The following is an 18,279-nucleotide window of genomic DNA, read 5'->3' as shown; positions in this document are numbered from 1 at the left end:
AATGCCTAAAGTAAAAGTAAAAAGGAAAAACCCCTCGTTGGACATGACGCCAATGGTGGACTTATTCTTCTTGCTGGTTACTTTCTTTATGCTGACTGCATCAGCCCGTCCTGACGAGGCTGTTATAGTAGACACGCCTTCATCGGCGTCAGAGATCAAAATCCCGGACACTAACGTAATTACGATTACAGTAGACAAAGATAGCCGAGTGTTCTTTGGAGTTGATGGGCAGCAAACAAAGGAAGCGCTACTTGACAAGATGGCGGGCAAGTATGGCGTAGGATTCACTGAAGAGGAGAAGAAGACATTCTCTCTCCTGAGCAACTTCGGAGTGCCTATGAGCCAACTTAAGTCTTTGCTCGCCATGGAGTCTTCAGCACGCAAGGAGGTAAACCAGCCAGGTATTCCAATCGACTCCGTTCGTAACGAGCTGGGCGACTGGATCCTGCAGACACGCTTAACGAACCCTAAGGTGGTTATAGCGATCAAGGGCGACCAAGATGCCGAGTACCCGACTGTAAAGCGTGTAATCGATATCCTGCAAGACAGAAAAGTAAACAGGTTTAACCTGATTACGGACATGGAAGCGAAGCCTACGAATTTATAATTAGAAAGGAGATAAGAAAATGGCAGAGATTCAAGAACAAGCCGACTCCGGTAAAGGTGGTAAGAAACGCGCCAAACGCTCGTCGACCAAAATCGACATGACGCCGCTGGTAGACCTTGCCGCCCTTCTGATTACATTCTTCATGCTTACCACGACTTTTAATAAGCCACAGACCATGGAAATCAACATGCCTGTGAAGGATGACAATCCAGATTCCCAAACACTCCTTAAGGCAAGTAATGCCATGACCATTATACTTGGTGAGGATGATAAGGTATTCTATTATTTTGGTCTTGCAGAAGATAATCCGGAGGTAATCGAGTCGAGCTACGCAGCAGGCGGCATCCGTAAAGTTCTTACTTCACCGCAGGTGAAGTCGAACGAAAAGATGACCGTGATGGTGAAGCCGATGGAGGGATCGCGCTATAAGAACATGGTGGACATCCTGGATGAGTTAAAAATAACGGATACCAAGAAGTTTGCAATGGTAGATATTGCCGATTCAGACAAGAAGTTGTTACAAGAACAAATTGGAAATTAAGATATGGACGCAAGTAAGTTAGCAAAAGCATCGCTCGATGATATCGTCTTCGAAGGACGTAACAGAGCGTACGGTGCCTACCTACTTCGCAGACTTTACAACAAGCATATCACGGTTGCCGCTATCGTAGCAATCATACTGTTCTTCCTTTTCATCAGTATTCCTTTGATCTCTAAAATGATCAAAGGAGACCAGGAGGAAGAGCAAGTGGTAGAGCGAATTGTAACAGAAGTAGACCTGGCCCCACCACCACCATTAGATGAGGCTACGCCGCCGCCACCGCCGCCGCCGCCGCCAGATCTTCCGCCACCGCCACCACCAGTGCGTGCTACTGTAAAGTACACCCCGCCGGTAGTGAAGCGTGACGAAGAAGTTCAGGAAGAGGAGGAAATTCCGGATGTGGATGTTCTTGAGGAAGTTGATGCAGGTATCGAAACCGTAGAGGGAGACCCTAACGCACCAATGGACTTAGGCGAGATTGACGGAACAAGCGATGTGGTAGCAGAAGTAGTAGAGGAGAAGCCTTATACTTACGTGGAGCAGATGCCAACCTTCCCGGGTGGCGACACCGAAATGATGAGGTATTTAGGCAAGAACATCCGCTACCCAGCCGCTGCACAACGTGCCGGAGTGGAAGGCCTTGTGGTACTATCATTCGTGGTGAGCAACACAGGAGAGATCTCCGATATCCAGGTGGTGAAAGCCCTTGGAGCCGGTACTGACGAGGAAGCTGTACGCGTTGTTAAATCAATGCCGAAGTGGACTCCAGGAAAGCAGAACGGTAGAGCAGTGCCTGTTCGCTACACACTTCCAGTACGATTCACGATTAAATAAGCAGCTTAGCTGCTATAAAAGCCCAGCCCTAACCGGCTGGGCTTTTTTTTGTGCCCATAAAATAAAACACGCTGCATGCATACAATCAATATATAATTCCGTATATTCAGAAAACAACACATTTCTAACTTTAACCCAGCTACTACCGCAATGCCTTAGAAAGATTGTATAACCATAAACCCCAAAGCCATGGAAAAGAGCTATTTCTTAAGCACGACCTTCAACAACATTGTGTTCAGAGGGCGGAACAAAGCGTATGGAGCTTATTACCTGCGCCGCAAGTACAGCAAGCACATGCTGCTGGCATCCACACTCGCGATAGCGACATTTTCCGGGGCTCTGGTCGGTCCGCTGGTAGACACGATCTTCTTTTCAGATCCGGCGAAGTATGTAAAACCCGTCTTCGACATAAAGGAGCCGGTGGTGCTGGTGCTGCCGCCCCCACCCGTACCAAACCTGGAACCTGAGAAAGCTGTAGCACCCCCTCCTGCACCCGCACCCGAGAAAAACGTGGCCACAGAGAAGTTTACGAACATAGAAGTAGTAAACAATGCGACAGAAACCACTGAGACGGTGCCAGACCAAAGCAGGCTGTCGGAGGTGAATATCGGCACCGAGAAAATAGAAGGTAACCTGCCTGAAATACCATCAGTAAGTATAACAGAAGACCCGCCCTTAGGCTTGGAGGGAGGCACAGGAGAAGCACCCGCCGAAACGGAACCCTTTATAGTGGTGGACCAGATGCCACAATTTAAAGGCGGGGTAGATGACCTGATGCTATACTTAAGCCGCAAGCTGCGCTACCCGGCACCTGCGCAAAGCAACGGGATAGAGGGAACCGTGGTAGTAACGTTTGTTGTAGGCGCAAACGGCCAGATAACAGACGTGAAAGTGCTGAAAGGCCTTGGGTTCGGAACCGAAGAGGAGGCAGCACGCGTAATAGAAAACATGCCGAAATGGGAGCCAGGCAGGCAAAACGGACGCGCGGTTCCGGTGCGTTATACTTTGCCGATACGATTTAAAATGCAGTAAATAATAGGGAAAGACTGAGGAGAGCAGAAGCAACATAGTAGTTTTGTTAGCTTCTGCTTTCATTTTATAAGCAATAGGTTTATTTTTAAGAGTTAAAAACAGAAAAGCCACACATGATAAGACCAAGAAGAGACGACAACACACCAAAGCAAAGTATGTTTGGGAAATTTGCCCGTATCTTCGGCATCATCATGACGCTGCTCTATGTGGCTATGGGCATTTTTATCATGTTTGCGGGGGATAGCCTGAACCTGGATATACCGGATAGTATGAAGTATGCCTTAGGTGGGATTCTCATATTATACGGGATTGTTAGATTTGTAAGAGTTTACAACAGCACGCGTTCCAACAAAAACAGATATGAAGATTAATTTACGACCTATAGCAGCCTTTGCCTCTCTTCTGGCCCTGGCCAGTTGCGGCGGCGACCCCAGCACCAAATTAGACACCCCGACATCTGGCACCATCAACATCAGTGTGGATGAGTCGTTTCAGCCTATTATTGAGTCGGAGATCAACACATTCGAGGGCATCTACAAGTATGCCAACGTAAACGCAGCCTACAAGCCAGAGGGGCAGGTTGTAAAGGACCTGCTCAACGACAGCACGAAAATTGCCGTACTCTCCCGGGAGCTGACAGAGGAGGAGAATGCTGTATTCAAAAAGAACAACAGGGTAGCGCGCGTGACCAAGATCGCGATCGACGCGGTGGCGCTGATCACCAACAGGCAGAACCCGGACTCGCTGCTGACGATGGATGAGTTAAAGCAGATTTTCAACGGCGAGGTAAAAAGCTGGAAAAGCCTGGAGAAGGACTCCCCACTCGGTGACATCACGATAGTTTTTGATAACAACAACTCCAGCACTGCCCGCTACGTACGAGACTCGTTGATTGCAGGCAATAAACTGCCGGCAAACACGTTTGCATCAAACTCACACAAAGCCTTGGTAGACTATGTAGAGGAGAATAAAAATGCACTAGGCGTCATTGGGGTGAACTGGGTGAGCGATTTCGATGACTCGACCGTAGTAGGCTTCCTGAACAGGATCAAAGTGCTCGGCATCAGCGAAGACCCAGCGCCGGTTACAACAGAAGACTATTACCAGCCTTACCAGGCATACATTGCTCAGGAAGCTTACCCGCTGCGCCGTTTCCTGTATATCATTAGCACTGAGGGCCGTACAGGACTTGGCACAGGTTTTGCATCTTACGTAGCAAGTGACAAAGGCCAGCGCCTTATCCTAAAGTCAGGGCTAGTGCCGGCAACTATGCCTGTCAGGATAATAAGCCTAGACTGATAAACCAAAACAGCAACAACTAAACTATTAAAAGATGACTAAAAACTGGAAGTACATCGCTTTGATGGCGGCTGCTTTCCCTGCTACTGCAGCATTTGCGCAAACAGGTGATGCAGGCAGAAGGGCCGTTGACCTGGAGCGCTATGAAGAAGCTAAATCTATCTATAAATCTCAGCTGAATAATAAGAGCACAGCCGATAACGCCTACTTTAACCTGGGCGATATTTACCTGCGCACCAGCCAGCCAGATTCGGCAGCATATTACTTTAACAAGGGAATCGCTGCCAATAAGAAATCTTACATCAACCATGTAGGATTAGGAAAGATTGCGATGGAACAGGGCGATCAGGCCAAGGCTGAGCAACACTTTAACGAGGCGCTGAGCGGCAGAGGCAAAAAAGACGCGTATGTACTTGCCATGATCGGTGAGGCTTATGTAAGCGCACCAAACGCGACAGAGGCACAGATCAAAAAGGGTATCGACTACCTGAAGCAGTCGCTGGAGCGTGACAACAAGAACGCAACCGCCAACGTGATTATGGGGGATGCCTACCTGGCGCTTAAAAATGGCGGCCAAGCCATGTCGAGCTACGACAGAGCCATCCAGTTAGACCCACAGAACGCAAATGCTTACCTGAAGCGTGGCCAGCTGTACACCAGCTCACGTAATTACAACGAGGCGGAGCAGGCGTTCCTGAAGGCCATCGAGATCGACCCTAACTTTGCCCCTGCTTACCGCGACCTGGGCGAGCTGTACTACTTTGCCGGACAGTATGACAAGGCTTTGTCTACGTTCCAGAAGTATGTGGATATGGCTGAGAACACACCAGACACCAAGGCAAAGTATGCTTCCTTCCTGTTCCTGACAAAGAACTACGACCAGGCATTGAAAACGGCGGAGAAGGTACTGCAGCAGCAGCCGGACAACATGGTAATGAACCGCTTGAGAGCGTACTCATACTTAGAGCTGGGTCAGCCGGACAAAGCACTGCAGGCGATGGAGACGCACATGCAGAAAGCTGATCCGAACAAGCTGATTGCGGAGGATTACGAGTACTACGGCCGAATCCTGTCTAAGAACAACCAGCACGAGAAGGCTATCGAGAACCTGGAGAAGGCGCTCGCCATGAACAACGCCAACGTGGAGCTTTATGCGGAACTGGCCACTGCTTATGCGCGTAGCAACCAGTACGACAAAGCCATTGCGGTATACGACCGCAAGCGTGAGAACACTGCCCCAAGCAACTCCGACTATTACTACATTGGCAACATCTACATGATGGCCGGTGAGGAGCAGGCTGCCAACGGCAACACGGCTAAGGCGAATGAGTACTTTAAAAAGGCTGACGAGACGTATGGTAAGGTGACGGAGGCTAACGCCGACTACGCATACGGCTACCTGTGGAGAGCCCGCGCTAACGCCAGCCAGGATCCGGAAACTGAGCAAGGTTTGGCCAAGCCATACTACGAGCAGTTCATCGAGAAGACCGGTAATGAGAAGGAGAAGTATAAGCGTGACCTGATCGAGGCGAACTCTTACCTGGGTTACTACTACTACATCAAAGGAGAGCGCGACAACGCTGTGAAATACTGGACAGAGGTGAGAACCCTGGACCCAAGCAACCCGCAGGCAGAAGCCGCTCTAAAAGAGATCTCTAAGACGCCTAGAAAGAAGTAACAGAACTTCGGATAAGTATAAAACAGAAAGCCCGCTACTTTGTAGCGGGCTTTCTGTTTTATAGAGGCTTTGCTTCTCACTTGCCTAAAACAGGCATTTATACTTTGGGGAACGCAGTATCAGGCTGCCGGGACAGTGGAAGTTGCCCCCTTCTAAAGTATAAAGTCCTGAACTTTAGCGTTTGGACATCCCCTTATACTTTACAGCTGATCCGCATACAGCGCCCATTTCTCCAGCACCGCCCTAAAGTCCTCCGGCAATTCAGAGTCGAACTGCAGGAACTCTTTGGTGGATGGGTGAAGAAAACCCAAAGACTTCGCATGGAGCGCCTGTCGTGGCATCAATTTGAAGGCGTTTTCTACAAATGATTTGTAGGTACCGGTGGGCATTCCGCTCAGGATCTTATCACCGCCGTAGGTAGCGTCGGAGAAAAGCGGGTGGCCAATGTGCTTCATGTGGGCGCGAATCTGGTGCGTCCTGCCCGTCTCCAGGTTGCACTGCACCAGCGACACGTATTTAAAGCTGCGCAACACCTTGTAATGCGTTACGGCATGCTTCCCATAATCTCCGGCAGGGTACACGGCCATTACCTTTCTGTCCTTGGCGCTGCGGCCCACATGCCCCGTGATGGTTCCCTCCTGCTCCTTTGGCACGCCCCACACCAGCGCATAGTAGGTGCGCTCTATACTATGGTCATAGAACTGCTTGGCCAGGTAAGCCATGCTGTAGTCTGTCTTAGCGATCACCAGCAGCCCGGAGGTGTCCTTATCGATGCGATGCACCAGACCAGGCCGGCCCTCCCCGTTTCGGTGCGTAGGCAGGTTTTGCAGGTGATACGTCAGCGCATTCACAAGCGTGCCGTTCCAGTTGTTATAGGCCGGGTGCACTACCATGCCGGCCGTCTTGTTCACCAGCAGCAGCTCCTCATCCTCGTAAAGTATGTTCAGCGGGATGTTCTCCGGCACGATGTCCGTGTCGCGCGGGGGCTCTGCCAGGGTAATGGTAATCACATCCTGTGGCTTTACCTTATAACTCACCTTTACCGGCTTCTGGTTCACCTGCACCGACTCCGAGCGAATGGCGCTCTGCAGCTTGTTGCGCGTCACGTTTGGCAGGCGGTCCATCAGGAACTTATCCAGGCGCAGCAAAGCCTGCCCCTTGTCCACTACAATGCGGTGGTGCTCATACAGCTCGTCTGAGTCTTCTATGCCTTCTGTTTCTGTGTACTCTACCACGGGTATACTTACTGGTATAAAAAAAGGAAAGCCGAAGTATACACAACGGCTTTCCCAAACTATAGAAAATAGCTTACTTAGTTCTTTTTCTTGTTGTTCTTAGCTGGTGTAGCCGCTGGCTTTGCAGCAGCTGGCTCTGGAGTCTGCTGTACTTTAGAAGGGTCAACGCCAAGCTTCTTCAGTACAAGCGGAGAGATATCGCCATCCTCTGGACCGGCAAGCAGCGCCTGGTTGCTGATTACGTAAGTATAGCCGTTCTCTTTCGCCACATCCTTAATAGCCTTGTCGATCTTTGTGATGATCGGGTCTACCAAAGATTTCTCTTTTTGCTGCAGCGACATCTGGGCATTACGCTGGAACTCCTGGATAGAGTTGTTCAGGCCCATCAGTTCTTTTTCCTTGTCCTCACGGATGGTGGCATCCATGGTAGCTGCGCCTTTCTCGTAAGCCTGCAGCTTGGTCTCATACTCTGAGTACTTGGTCTTCAGCTGGTTTTCAAGCTGGGTGCTGTGGTCTTTCAACTGCGACTCTATTTGCTTGCTCTCCGGCAATTGCAGCAGAATATACTCTACGTTAGTATAACCAATCTTTAGCGGCTGGTCGTTGCTTTGGGCAAAAGACGCAAAGCTGATCATAAAGAACGCTGCTACTAGTAGTTTAATCTTGTTCATCATTGGTTGGTTGGTTAATAAGTATTTAGACGTTTAGTTGTTAGACTTCTTCTTTGTTGCTTTTTTGGCAGGCGGTTCCTGCTGTTGCGGCTCTTGCTCGCCCTCCCCTACCTCAGGCAGGTTCTCAGGGTCATCCACAATGGCATCCGCCGGACGGGCTCCCGGGGTGTTCTTCCTGTCAGAGGCCAGCCCCAGTTCCTCCAGCACATACTCGGTGTAGTCATGCACCGGGTTGGTGTAGATCATCACCAGGTCGCCTGATTTATCGAACATGATCTGAACGCCACGGGCCTTTGCTACTTTCTCCACAGCCTCAAATACCTCATCCTGTATCGGGCGCATCAGTTCCTGGCGGCGCTTAAACATCATGCCCTCATAGCCGAACACCTTGCGCTGGTAATCGCGCAGCTCGTTTTCCTTTTTGGTGATCTCGGCCTGGCGCTTCTGCTTCATCTGGTCTGTTAGCAGCACTTCCTCGGCCTTGTAGTCCTGTTTCAGTTTATCAGCCTGCTGCTGTAGCTGCTCTATTTCGCGCTGCCAAGCTTCCGCATACTTGTCCATCTCCTGCTGCACCTGGTTAAAGGCTGGCATCTTGCTCAGGATAAAGTTTGAGTCAATATAGCCAATCTTCTGAGCCTGCGAAACAGAGGCCAGCAAAAAGCCCGTTAAAAAGATGAACAAAAACTTTTTCATACTAATTCAATTCGGGGTTTAGCGTATCTGCTGGCCGATAATGAAGTGGAACATGCCACGTTTATCATTCATGCCACCCGGCAGGTCATCCAGTCTCCAGGCGTAGTCGAAGCCAAGCAGGCCGAACGCCGCCATAAAGATCCTGGCTCCCACACCCGCCGAGCGGTAAAGCTTAAACGGGTTATAGTCTTTGTAGCTGCCGAAGTTATTTCCTGCCTCTACAAAAGCCAGGCCATAAATGGTGGCCGCCGGGTTTGGCGATATCAGCTGGCGTGCCTCAAACACAAACTTGTTGTAAGCGATACCACCTGCCTGAAGCAACTGACGATCGTTGTTCGAGTTTATAACGGATTCGTCGTCATAACCACGGAGGCCGATGTATTCTGTTCCCACGAAGATGTTACCGCCACCAAGGCCTGAACCTCCCAGTTTAAACCTCTCAAAGGGCCCAACCTCGCCGGAACCGTACGTGCCCACAAAACCGAAGTGCGCCCTTGTGTTGAATACCAAATTCCCTGCCACATTTATAAAGTAGGAGGCATCGAACATCCATTTGTTAAACTCTATATACTCGAAGTTGTCTTTACGGTCAGAGAACAGCGAGTAGGGCGGCGTCAGGTTCATGCTCAAGGAGAAGGTTGAACCGCGCCTTGGGAACGTCGGGTTATCGATACTGGAGCGCCCTAACGTGTTCACGATGGAGATACTGTTCGATACACCGTTGTCAAATGTCGTCATCTTCCCGTCTTGCACGATGCTGAACAGTCCGTAGTCCTTCAGGGTGTAGCGGTTATAAGACAGCGAGTGGTTCATGTAGAAGTAGTTGTCCGGCCAGTTCAAGCGGCGGCCCAGGCTTATGGCTGCACCATCCACATTCAGTCGGCTCAGTTCGTTTACATCATCCACCTCTATGTAGGGGTTGTATATCCTCGGGTCTCTCCTGTAGATCGTTTTAAACAAGCTTACAGAAAGGGAGTTCGGCTTGCGACCTCCCAACCACGGCTCCGTGAACGAGAAGGAGTAAGACTGGTAGGCCTTGCCGTTTGCCTGCACGTTCAGCGACAGGCGCTGTCCGTCGCCGGTAGGTATCGGTTTCCACTCCGACAGGTCCAGCATTTTGCGGGTAGAAAAGTTGTTAAGTGACAGGCCCACGGTACCCACGGCCCCGATCGGTCCGCCCCAGCCGCCGGAAAGGCTGATCTGGTCATTCGGGCGCTCTGTTACGCTGTAGGCGATATCCACCGTACCGTCTGCCGGGTTCGGAATCGGGTTCAGGCCGATCGTCTCCGGGTCGAAGTAACCCAAGGCGGCCAGTTCGTTCCGGGTTCTGATCAGGTCATCGCGGCTATACTTCTGGCCCGGCAACGTACGTATCTCCCGCAGGATCACATGGTCACTCGTCTTGTCGTTGCCGGAGATAAGGATCTTGTTGATGGTAGCCTGCGGCCCTTCCTGCACCCGCATCTCCAGGTCAATGGAATCACCTTCCACGCGCATCTCCACCGGGGTAATGCTCGAGAACAGGTAACCATCGTTCTGGTAAAGTGCGGATACGTCGATGCCGGCAGGGTTGTAGGTCAGGCGCTTCTCCAGTTCTACCTGGTCGTATACATCGCCCTTGCTGATACCCAGCACACGCGCCAGGTAATCGTCATCGTAGAGGTAGTTGCCCGTCCAGACGATATCGCGGTAAAAGTACTGCTGGCCTTCATCCACGGTAATCCGGATGCCCAGGCGGTCCTCGCTGATGCGGTACACCGAGTCAGAAACGATGGTGGCATCGCGGTAGCCCTGGCTGTTGTAGAACGTGATGAGCGCCTCCTTGTCTTCCTCGAACTTGGTGCGGTTAAACTTAGAGGAGGTGAAGAGCTTGTAAAAGCGCTTCTCCTTGGTGTTTTTGAGTTGGCGCTGCAGTTTCTTGTCCTTAAAGGCCTCGTTGCCGACAAACTCAATGTCGCCAACTTTCACCTTATCCCCTTTGTCCACATGTATGTTCAGCACCACGCTGTTGGGAAGTATGGAGTCCGGGCGCTGCGTGATGTTCACCTTCACGTTCAGGTAGCTCTTATCCACGTAATACTCCCGCACCACGTTACGGGTACTGTTGAGCACGGCATCCGTTACAATACGGCCTTTCTGCAAAGTCACTTTATCGCGCAGCGTCTCGGCCTGCGATTTGTTGATGCCGGAGAAGCGGAAGTTAGAGAGGCGCGGGCGCTCCGTCAGGTTAAACGTAAGGTAGATAACCTCCCCCTCGGTACGGGCAGTTACATCCACATCCCCCAGAATACCCTGGTCCCACAGGTTCTGAATGGCGCGGCTAACGTCTTCCCCTGGCACCGTAATCATGTCGCCCTCTTTCAGACCTGTCAGGGAGGTAAGCGCAATGGGGTCCAGGAACTTGTAACCGCTCACCTTGATTTCCCCGATGCGGTACTGGCGCGGCTGCTGGTAATCTATCGGAGACGGCTGGGCAGGTCTGTTTAGTACTTGGGAAGAGGCCGTGCCTGCCGTAAGCAGGAACACAAGCACCCAGATGCATCTAATCATTTGTGTGTTTATCACTTTGTTAGTTGTTCACTTGTCTTACCGAAGCGGCGCTCACGGCTTTGGTAAGCTAATATTGCCTCGTAGAGGTGCTCCTTCCGGAAATCGGGCCAAAGCAACTCTGTAATGTATAACTCAGTATAAGCTAGTTGCCAGAGCAGGAAATTGCTGATGCGCTGCTCGCCACTGGTCCTGATCAATAGTTCGGGGTCGGGCATACCTGCTGTAGAGAGGTAGCCGGCAATGGTGGTTTCGGTTATTTCGTCAGCCTGTATACTACCATGACCCACTTCAGCGGCAACGCGTTGCACCGCCTGCGTAATGTCCCAGCGCCCACTGTAGCTCAGCGCCAGCACCAGGGTCATGCGGTTGTTATCTTTGGTAATCTCGACGGCCTCCATCAGTTCGCGCTGGCAGGCCGCCGGCAGGCTGGCCGTGTTGCCAATGGTCTGCAGGCGTATGTTGTTCTTGTTGAGGGTGGCGGTTTCCTTACGGATGGTAGATACCAGCAGCGTCATCAGCGCCGACACCTCCTCCATGGGCCTCGACCAGTTCTCTGTGGAAAAGGCATACAGCGTCAGGTACCCCACACCGAGCTCAGCCGCCGCCTCCACGGTGTCGCGTACGGCTTTTATAGCGTTCTGATGCCCAAAGATACGCAGGCCGCCCCTTTTCTTCGCCCATCGCCCATTACCGTCCATGATAACGGCTATGTGCTTTGGTAAATTGCCTAAGTCTACTCTCTCCTTCAGATTCATTAAAACACAATTTCCCCGCAAGTTACAAAAAGCAAGAGAAATCCATGAATGATTGCCATTTAATCTAAGAGGCCCGGTCTGTTCTTGTATACCGGTGGACAGTTATAGCGGTAAAAAGTATAAGAAATACTGATACCGTTGTAGAAGTACCAGTCCTTGTCATGGGGGTTAGCAAAGTTTTCGGGGTATTCAGGAGAATGCAGGTAATCGATCTTATCTGTGAAGGTCTTGCGGGCGCCGAACTCCAGGCCCAGGTTCCAGTGGGTGCTGAGGGCATACTTTAAGCCCACGCCAAAGGGTATGGCCACCGTCATATCGGTGTCAAACTCCCGGTCCACGTCCCCTCCCAGGTGAAGCTTCTTATTATACAGCAGGCCAGCGATTCCCACGAACAGGTAGGGCGACAGCCGGGGGCTTTGGCTGCGGTCATAGTAATCCAGGAAGTTATACTCCATCACGCCCGAAAGCTCCAGCAAGCTCAGGCGCAGTTCAGCCTGCCGGAAAGCATGCAGCGGACGCTCATCAAAAGCCTCATCGCTGAAAGTGTTATCGTCAACTATCCGATGGCTGCCCATCAGGCCTCCCCGCAGCGTGATCGCGTTAGACATATCACGACGGTAAAAGACGGTGAGCGCAGGCTGGTTATTCAGTAAGCGGTAGTTAGGGGATATTTCTCCTTTATAGTTGGCGCCGCCGATACCTATCCCTATCTCGGAGGTCGTAACTGGCTTTGGTGCCTGGGCGCTTGCATCTGAGCCAAAAAAAACACTCCCTATCTGCACGAGAAGACAAATAAGGAGTGCTTGCTTTAAAGTATGTAATGTCATGTATTCTGAGCAAAGTTTAGTTGAACAACGCAGCCGCTGTCCGTTCTATTATCTAAACTTCGGACTTCTGATGCGTGGTGTTAAAATATAGTTAATGGTTAAGCCAGTGGTGATGTACCAATCGTCATCAGACACCTCACCTCTTTGCTGGCCGTCCCTGCCGTAGCCCCTTACAATATCATAGGACGTACCGCTTGGGTCTGGCAAAGTAGTAAAACCTGAGCCGGCGCTTCTATCAGAGAGCAGGGCTGCTGCGGTCGGGTTCTCGCCGCCTCCTGCCAGGATGTTGGCTTTAGAGGCATAGCTTGTGCTTACATCATCCAGGTAGTCGGTGAACGTCTTTCTCCAGCCAACCTCCAGGCTCAGGTCCCAGTATCTGTCAATCTTGTAGCGAACGCCCAGACCAAAAGGAATGGCAATCTGCACGCGCTTGTATGCTTCCGGGTAGTCGCCTCCAGAGGCATACTGGCCCTCGGTACCTAAAGGTTGCAATTCATACCACCCGGTCGCGATATCGGCACTCCCCAGGTTTCCCTGAGAGCCACTTTCATAATACGCCTTTGGGTTATGGTGCAGTACTGCCACGCCCAAGAAACCATAGGGAACAAAATCCGGACGGCGCTGGAAAGTGCTGCGGTTCTCGAACAGGTCTACGATGGCGACGGCGCTCAGTTCTTTGATGTCGTTTCTAAAGGAGAGGTTCCTGCCGAAGCGGCCCCTGTTCTCCCCCTCGTTCGCAGAGGCGCTCAGGGCATCATCCCCCGTAATACGCCCCCATGTAAAGCCTACGCGGTAAGAGAAGCGCGGCGCAAAGCGGTAAGCGTAGCTAATACTCGCGCTTGGCCTTGTGGACTTAAAGCGGAAACTTGTAAAGTCCGGCTGCGGTACGATGTCGCCAAAGTAGTTCATGGCACCCAGGGAGAAGCCCAACGTACCATACTGCTTACGCTTCGTCCAACGCTGTGCTTCGGCGTCTGGGGCGATAAGTGTAAGCATAAAACTAAGCGTCAAAACAAGAGTACAAAGTTTCTTCATAATAGAGAAATGTATAAAAGGTAGCGTATCAGCAAGCTTGTATTTACCCAAAATTAATAGAAGCCAAAAATAACCAGAATACCCGACTAATAAAATAATATAACAGATATATTTAATATTATTTTATGATGCTATTCCGCTTATCGAGCCCCCAGTTCAGCTTACTCCGAAGCGTTGAAAGGAAATTAACATGGTGAAGCTTAACCAGCCTGGCCACAAAAGCCTCCCTTCGCACCGCCAGTTGCACGTTCATATCCACTGATGTAGACCGGGAGTCCAGCGCAGCCAGGTAGCTGCTGCTCCGCCCCTCCACCTCAAATGAGATCACCGTGCGGTCAGACACGATCATGGGCCGCACGTTCAGGTTATGCGGGCATACGGGCGAAATGACAAAATTGTTGGTCTGCGGCAGCACCAGTGGCCCCCCGCAGCTGAGCGAGTACCCCGTGGAGCCGGTAGGCGTGGCCACCACCAGGCCATCCCCCCAATACGAGTTCAAATATTCACCATCTATATACGTGTGCACCACTATCATGGATGAGGAATCGCGCTTAAGTACGCTAAACTCATTCAAGCCGAAATTAATGCCGCTGAATACCTCCTGGTCAGAATCCACGCGGATAAGCGCGCGGTCGTCCAGGGCGTAATGGCCTTTGTACAGCGCGTCTATGGCAATGTTTATACTATCGAACGGGATAGTGGCCAGGAAGCCGAGGCGGCCGGTGTTGATTCCAAGTATAGGCAGCTGCTGTGCGCCCACGTAGGTGACCGTATCCAGCAGGGTGCCGTCGCCGCCAATGCTCAACACCACATCCACTCCCTCCAGCTTGTCACCCCGCCTGAAGGTTTCGATGCCTGTGGGCAGGTTGATGGTATTCTTGAGGTACAGCTCAAAGTGCTCCACCAGGGACAGCTGGGCCTTGCGGCGCTGCAGCTCATCAAAAAGGGCCTGGATAAACGGGGTTATGTCGTCAGTAAAGGGTTTACCAAGTATGGCTATCTTCATAGAGTCGGAGAGTTTGGGAGTTAGAAAGTTTAGGAGTTAGAGTCTCGCCCATTCGAAATTCGAACAGCGAATAATCAACAACCGGCATCTAACTACTACATTCATACTTCATCAAATCAAAAAGGAAACCTTGCGCTAAAGTATAATCCTGTGTCGCTCTCCCGGTTCAGGGTGTACTCCAGCCGCAGCACGATGTCGTAAAAGGTTACGGCGTGCAGCCCCACCCCGCTGCCCAGCAGCAGGCGGTTTGTGAGCGGGTTCTCCTGCCCGAAGACGTCATCCACCACATACCCGGCATCCGTGAAAGCATTGAGGTAGAGCGCCAACGGCACATTATTGAACTTCGGATTATCTATAAATGTAAGCTTTATACTTTTAATATCCAGCAATTGCCGCGTCAGGCCCTGCTTAAAAAGCCCGTAGTGCTGTCCCCCCACCACGTACAGCTCGTAGCCGCGCACGTAGGAGCGGTAGCCCAGCGCAATGTTATCGGCAAAGGCATGCCTGCCGGCCAGCCGCAGCTGCCCCTCTGCCCCCGCCATGTACGTATACTTGCCCCAGAACGGAAGATACCGCACATACTTGGCCCGGGCGGAGGTATACGGCGAACCGGACTTCTCCAGGAAAAGCGTTTGCCCCAGAGCCGCCTCAAAGTAACTCCCGGCTGTGGGGTAAGCGAAATTATTGCGCAGGTTGATGACCCTGTATAGCTCCACCCGCGTGTACTGCCGCTCCCGCTGCGCGTGGCGGTAATACTCCGGGTTCAGGAAGGCCACGGAGTCGGAGATCTGCTCGTTGAAGTAGGACAGCCGGAGCCCCGACTGCCGCTGCACGTTCTGCCGGTGCACCAGCGCCGCCGACACCGAACTGCGCTTGATGGGCATGCCATTCTCCTGCTCAAAGAACCGCTGCTTGTTGTTAAGGTTGGTGTAGCTGATGGTGCGGCTGCGGTAATCGGCCACTGAGAAATCAGCCCCCAAATTATACTTGCGCCATACGTAGGGGATGCGGTAGCCCAGCTCCAGACGCTTGTTAAAGCCCCGCTGCACCCGCACGCGCACCTCCTCGTTGCGCCCCCTGAAGTTGCGCAGGATCAGGTTGAGGCCATAGTCGATGCGGCTCCAGTCTTTTTTTTCCAGCCAGGCGTTAAAGTTGCGGTCGGCGAAGTCGAAGATGGGGATGGGGTACAGGTAAAAGCGCTCCTGCACCTCGTACGTTACCCGCACCTGCCCCTCTGCACAAGTATAGCTGTAGTTGACATGATGAAAGAGGCGAAGGTTAACCAGGCGCTTCTGGTTCTCCTGCAGCAACGGCTCCAGCGCTTCGGCAGGTATGGTGTCGCCTGGCGCGAAGGTGAGCTCGCGCAGCATTACCTGGCCTTTGGTGGTCTCGTTTCCAGCAAGATTGATATCGGCCACCACCACGGCGGGCACCGTGCAGGGGTTGGCCAGCGCTGCGGCTCCGGTAAAAAGTATAAGTATAGACAGGAAAGCTCGCAGCGGCATTTATGCAAGCATTAAATATCGAGGTATTTGAAGAGCATGTCGAGGCGGTCGCGGCCCACGTCGTAATCGGTGTTGTCGTTGAACTGGGCGGTGATGCGGTACTCGAAGCGCTCCAGCGTGGCGATGATGCGGCTAAGGTCGGTGGTGTTCAGCTTCAGGGTCAGCTTGATCTGGTAGGGGTCCAGCTCGTCGGGCGACACGTAGGCGCTCAGGATCTTGGTTTTCTCCTCCTCGATCAGGCGGCTGATCTGGGCCAGCGAGTAATCGCGCTCCGGCATGGAGAGCACCAGTATACTTCCCGTGCCCTGCAGCGCCGACATCTGCCCGAAAGCCGCCAGCGTATCATTTATGGTGATCACGCCCATGTAGTCCTGCTCCTCGTCGAGCACGGCCACTACCTGAATCTTGTTCTTGATGGCGGCCTCCATCACGTCGTAGAAGTGCTGTGGCCCCTGCACGTGCACCTCCTGGTACTCCAGCTCCAGTTCTTTAAGTTGGCGGGTGCGGTCGGGCAGCTCGATCAGGTTAAGCTCGGTGGCCAGGCCCATGTATTTGCGGTTGCTCACCACCGGCAGCTCGTTTACGCGGAACTCATCCATCCATCGCAGCGCCTTGTCCACGGTGTCGTAGAGCTTGAGCGGCGGAATCATTTGGTTGATGAGTTCTTCTGCGATCATACGGATGAGGCGGTTATCGGTGTTCTTTCTAAATACTTCTCTAAGATACTGTTAAACTTCTCCGGATGTTCCATCATAGGCGCGTGCCCGCACTTATCTATAAAGTATAATTCGGAGTTATCGATGAGCCTGTTAAACTCGTAGGCCACCAGCGGCGGCGTGATCGTATCGTTCAGTCCCCAGATTAACAGTGTGGGCACCTTAATGTTTGTGATATCCTTGGCCATGTTGTGCCGCTGGGCCGATTTGGCGATGGCGATGATGCGCAGGCACTTGGCGTTGCTGTTGGTGATGCCGAATACCTCGTCCACCAGTTCCTTGGTGGCTGTTTTGGGATCGTAGAACGTGTAGCCCACGCGCTCCTCCACATACTCATAGTTGCCGCGCTTCGGAAAGGAGCCACCCATGGAGTCCTCGAAGAGGCCGGAGCTGCCGGTCAGCACCAGGCGCTTTACCATTTTGGGGTTGTCCAACGTATAAACCAGCGCCACGTGGCCGCCCAACGAGTTGCCGAGCAGGGTCATGTCCTGCAGCTTCTTGAGCTTCACGAAGCCCTCCACAAAGTTCACCAGACCCGGCACGCCGGCCTTGTGCAGCGGCATCTCATAGATCGGCATCAGGGGGATAACCACGCGGAAATTCTTCGAGAAATGGTCTACAACGCCGTTCCAGTTGCTGAGCGCCCCGAAAAGGCCGTGCAGCAGCAGCAGCACGTCGCCTTCTCCCTCATCAATATACTGATATTCTCCTTCTTGTCTGACTTGTAAATCCATGAATCGAAAAACTTTTAAAAGAAACCTGTATGCTGCCTTTGCTTATACTTTCTCCAGCAGCAACCGGTTTCCGGAACCCACAACTGCCTTGGCCCGCATGGCGCAGAAGTATGAATTTGCCTGCTCTGCAGCTTAAAAATAAACGCGGAGCCCTAACGGGACGATCCCCGCGCAATATTAACAATACTAACCCAATTTTGAAGCATCCGGAGCAGATTACCAAAGTTCCTTTTCTGTACGGTGTTTTGCCGGTTGCTACTCCCGCGCCAGAAACTCATCAAAATGCTTTGCCGTTTAACTTATTAACTAACAGGGACAAACGTATGAAAAAGCTCTTGATCATAGCCACTGCCGTAGCAACTCTCGCTTGCGGGGATGGTGCCTCCGGAAATGGAGAAAATGCCGGCACCCAAAGTGAAGGCAACGTCCAAAACAATGTGGAAGAAGGCTCGGGCGAGATGATATCTCCACAGCTGGAACAGGACTCCGTTAATGAGGAAAGGTTTGATGTGGACACCGTGTCCTCTGCAGATGAGATCCATGAGCGGGAGAAGCATTAAA

General features: G+C 52.0%; 20 protein-coding genes. 9 read left to right on the top strand and 11 right to left on the bottom strand.

What is annotated here, in order from left to right:
• Position 1: 1 nt before the first annotated feature.
• The 7 genes from A3841_RS08055 to A3841_RS08025 all read left to right on the top strand — a co-directional run bounded on the left by A3841_RS08055 (position 2) and on the right by A3841_RS08025 (position 5,991).
• Positions 2–607: an ExbD/TolR family protein gene (locus tag A3841_RS08055; RefSeq protein ID WP_073851775.1), complete on the top strand. Its 606-nt coding sequence runs from the start codon at positions 2–4 to the stop codon at positions 605–607.
• Between the two features lie 19 nt (positions 608–626).
• On the top strand, positions 627–1,148 hold the full coding sequence (locus tag A3841_RS08050; RefSeq protein ID WP_073851774.1) for an ExbD/TolR family protein: 522 nt from the start codon (positions 627–629) through the stop codon (positions 1,146–1,148).
• A 3-nt stretch (positions 1,149–1,151) separates the two neighbouring features.
• Positions 1,152–1,982 carry an energy transducer TonB gene (locus tag A3841_RS08045; RefSeq protein ID WP_073851773.1) on the top strand — a complete coding sequence of 277 codons (831 nt, stop codon included), beginning with the start codon at positions 1,152–1,154 and terminating at the stop codon, positions 1,980–1,982.
• Between the two features lie 189 nt (positions 1,983–2,171).
• The gene (locus A3841_RS08040) at positions 2,172–3,014 is read left to right on the top strand and encodes an energy transducer TonB (RefSeq protein ID WP_073851772.1); all 843 of its coding nucleotides are present in this window, start codon (positions 2,172–2,174) and stop codon (positions 3,012–3,014) included.
• Positions 3,015–3,127: 113 nt separating this feature from the next.
• Entirely contained in the window at positions 3,128–3,385 is a 258-nt protein-coding gene (locus A3841_RS08035) for a hypothetical protein (RefSeq protein WP_073851771.1), read from the top strand.
• The gene (locus A3841_RS08030) at positions 3,375–4,313 is read left to right on the top strand and encodes a PstS family phosphate ABC transporter substrate-binding protein (protein WP_073851770.1); all 939 of its coding nucleotides are present in this window, start codon (positions 3,375–3,377) and stop codon (positions 4,311–4,313) included. Before A3841_RS08035 ends, A3841_RS08030 begins: the two co-directional genes overlap by 11 nt.
• Before the next feature lie 34 nt (positions 4,314–4,347).
• On the top strand, positions 4,348–5,991 hold the full coding sequence (locus tag A3841_RS08025) for a tetratricopeptide repeat protein (protein WP_073851769.1): 1,644 nt from the start codon (positions 4,348–4,350) through the stop codon (positions 5,989–5,991).
• A 200-nt stretch (positions 5,992–6,191) separates the two neighbouring features.
• On the opposite strand, the gene A3841_RS08020 is transcribed toward A3841_RS08025, so the two are convergent.
• The 11 genes from A3841_RS08020 to A3841_RS07970 form a co-directional block, all read right to left on the bottom strand.
• Positions 6,192–7,226 (bottom strand): RluA family pseudouridine synthase, encoded by a 1,035-nt coding sequence (locus A3841_RS08020; protein WP_073851768.1) that lies wholly within the window; start codon positions 7,224–7,226, stop codon positions 6,192–6,194.
• Positions 7,227–7,303: 77 nt separating this feature from the next.
• Complete coding sequence (locus tag A3841_RS08015) at positions 7,304–7,900, bottom strand: OmpH family outer membrane protein (protein ID WP_073851767.1); 597 nt, start codon at positions 7,898–7,900, stop codon at positions 7,304–7,306.
• 30 nt (positions 7,901–7,930) lie between these two features.
• Positions 7,931–8,590, bottom strand: coding sequence for an OmpH family outer membrane protein (locus A3841_RS08010; RefSeq protein WP_073851766.1), 660 nt, complete (start codon positions 8,588–8,590; stop codon positions 7,931–7,933).
• Positions 8,591–8,608: 18 nt separating this feature from the next.
• Positions 8,609–11,140 (bottom strand): outer membrane protein assembly factor BamA, encoded by a 2,532-nt coding sequence (gene bamA / locus A3841_RS08005; protein WP_073851765.1) that lies wholly within the window; start codon positions 11,138–11,140, stop codon positions 8,609–8,611.
• Between the two features lie 11 nt (positions 11,141–11,151).
• A complete protein-coding gene (locus tag A3841_RS08000; RefSeq protein WP_170866160.1) occupies positions 11,152–11,895 on the bottom strand; it encodes an isoprenyl transferase in 744 nt (247 codons plus the stop codon).
• Positions 11,896–11,954: 59 nt separating this feature from the next.
• The gene (porG, locus tag A3841_RS07995; protein ID WP_073851764.1) at positions 11,955–12,722 is read right to left on the bottom strand and encodes a type IX secretion system protein PorG; all 768 of its coding nucleotides are present in this window, start codon (positions 12,720–12,722) and stop codon (positions 11,955–11,957) included.
• Positions 12,723–12,770: 48 nt separating this feature from the next.
• Positions 12,771–13,718 carry a DUF6089 family protein gene (locus tag A3841_RS07990; RefSeq protein ID WP_235861326.1) on the bottom strand — a complete coding sequence of 316 codons (948 nt, stop codon included), beginning with the start codon at positions 13,716–13,718 and terminating at the stop codon, positions 12,771–12,773.
• Positions 13,719–13,875: 157 nt separating this feature from the next.
• Complete coding sequence (locus A3841_RS07985; protein WP_073851762.1) at positions 13,876–14,763, bottom strand: NAD kinase; 888 nt, start codon at positions 14,761–14,763, stop codon at positions 13,876–13,878.
• A 116-nt stretch (positions 14,764–14,879) separates the two neighbouring features.
• Positions 14,880–16,268 (bottom strand): BamA/TamA family outer membrane protein, encoded by a 1,389-nt coding sequence (locus A3841_RS07980; protein ID WP_083610257.1) that lies wholly within the window; start codon positions 16,266–16,268, stop codon positions 14,880–14,882.
• An 11-nt stretch (positions 16,269–16,279) separates the two neighbouring features.
• Entirely contained in the window at positions 16,280–16,945 is a 666-nt protein-coding gene (locus A3841_RS07975) for a CBS domain-containing protein (protein WP_073851761.1), read from the bottom strand.
• Positions 16,942–17,718: an alpha/beta fold hydrolase gene (locus A3841_RS07970; protein WP_073851760.1), complete on the bottom strand. Its 777-nt coding sequence runs from the start codon at positions 17,716–17,718 to the stop codon at positions 16,942–16,944. The genes A3841_RS07975 and A3841_RS07970 overlap by 4 nt, the downstream gene beginning before the upstream one ends.
• On the opposite strand from A3841_RS07970, the gene A3841_RS20265 reads away from it, so the two are divergent.
• Together A3841_RS20265 and A3841_RS19985 are read left to right on the top strand one after the other, a co-directional pair.
• Positions 17,717–17,854, top strand: coding sequence for a hypothetical protein (locus tag A3841_RS20265; RefSeq protein WP_170866159.1), 138 nt, complete (start codon positions 17,717–17,719; stop codon positions 17,852–17,854). The two genes, A3841_RS07970 and A3841_RS20265, sit on opposite strands and share 2 nt — an antisense overlap.
• On the top strand, positions 17,829–18,278 hold the full coding sequence (locus A3841_RS19985; protein ID WP_170866158.1) for a hypothetical protein: 450 nt from the start codon (positions 17,829–17,831) through the stop codon (positions 18,276–18,278). The genes A3841_RS20265 and A3841_RS19985 overlap by 26 nt, the downstream gene beginning before the upstream one ends.
• The last annotated feature ends 1 nt before the right edge of the window (position 18,279 follow it).

Source organism: Pontibacter flavimaris (genome assembly GCF_001907195.1).
Taxonomy (GTDB): Bacteria; Bacteroidota; Bacteroidia; order Cytophagales; family Hymenobacteraceae; genus Pontibacter; species Pontibacter flavimaris.
This window is presented reverse-complemented; position numbering and strand designations above follow the sequence as displayed.

Bases quoted from the DNA above. Each gene is read 5' to 3' on its own strand.
- A3841_RS08050 (WP_073851774.1), top strand. From the start codon at position 627: ATGGCAGAGATTCAAGAACAAGCCGACTCCGGTAAAGGTGGTAAGAAA.
- A3841_RS08045 (WP_073851773.1), top strand. From the start codon at position 1,152: ATGGACGCAAGTAAGTTAGCAAAAGCATCGCTCGATGATATCGTCTTC.
- A3841_RS08010 (WP_073851766.1), bottom strand. From the start codon at position 8,590: ATGAAAAAGTTTTTGTTCATCTTTTTAACGGGCTTTTTGCTGGCCTCT.
- bamA (WP_073851765.1), bottom strand. From the start codon at position 11,140: ATGATTAGATGCATCTGGGTGCTTGTGTTCCTGCTTACGGCAGGCACG.
- A3841_RS08055 (WP_073851775.1), top strand. From the start codon at position 2: ATGCCTAAAGTAAAAGTAAAAAGGAAAAACCCCTCGTTGGACATGACG.
- A3841_RS07990 (WP_235861326.1), bottom strand. From the start codon at position 13,718: ATGCTTACACTTATCGCCCCAGACGCCGAAGCACAGCGTTGGACGAAG.
- A3841_RS08030 (WP_073851770.1), top strand. From the start codon at position 3,375: ATGAAGATTAATTTACGACCTATAGCAGCCTTTGCCTCTCTTCTGGCC.
- A3841_RS07985 (WP_073851762.1), bottom strand. From the start codon at position 14,763: ATGAAGATAGCCATACTTGGTAAACCCTTTACTGACGACATAACCCCG.
- A3841_RS08040 (WP_073851772.1), top strand. From the start codon at position 2,172: ATGGAAAAGAGCTATTTCTTAAGCACGACCTTCAACAACATTGTGTTC.
- A3841_RS07970 (WP_073851760.1), bottom strand. From the start codon at position 17,718: ATGGATTTACAAGTCAGACAAGAAGGAGAATATCAGTATATTGATGAG.
- A3841_RS19985 (WP_170866158.1), top strand. From the start codon at position 17,829: ATGAATTTGCCTGCTCTGCAGCTTAAAAATAAACGCGGAGCCCTAACG.
- A3841_RS07975 (WP_073851761.1), bottom strand. From the start codon at position 16,945: ATGATCGCAGAAGAACTCATCAACCAAATGATTCCGCCGCTCAAGCTC.
- porG (WP_073851764.1), bottom strand. From the start codon at position 12,722: ATGACATTACATACTTTAAAGCAAGCACTCCTTATTTGTCTTCTCGTG.
- A3841_RS07980 (WP_083610257.1), bottom strand. From the start codon at position 16,268: ATGCCGCTGCGAGCTTTCCTGTCTATACTTATACTTTTTACCGGAGCC.
- A3841_RS08035 (WP_073851771.1), top strand. From the start codon at position 3,128: ATGATAAGACCAAGAAGAGACGACAACACACCAAAGCAAAGTATGTTT.
- A3841_RS20265 (WP_170866159.1), top strand. From the start codon at position 17,717: ATGAATCGAAAAACTTTTAAAAGAAACCTGTATGCTGCCTTTGCTTAT.
- A3841_RS08000 (WP_170866160.1), bottom strand. From the start codon at position 11,895: ATGAATCTGAAGGAGAGAGTAGACTTAGGCAATTTACCAAAGCACATA.
- A3841_RS08025 (WP_073851769.1), top strand. From the start codon at position 4,348: ATGACTAAAAACTGGAAGTACATCGCTTTGATGGCGGCTGCTTTCCCT.
- A3841_RS08015 (WP_073851767.1), bottom strand. From the start codon at position 7,900: ATGATGAACAAGATTAAACTACTAGTAGCAGCGTTCTTTATGATCAGC.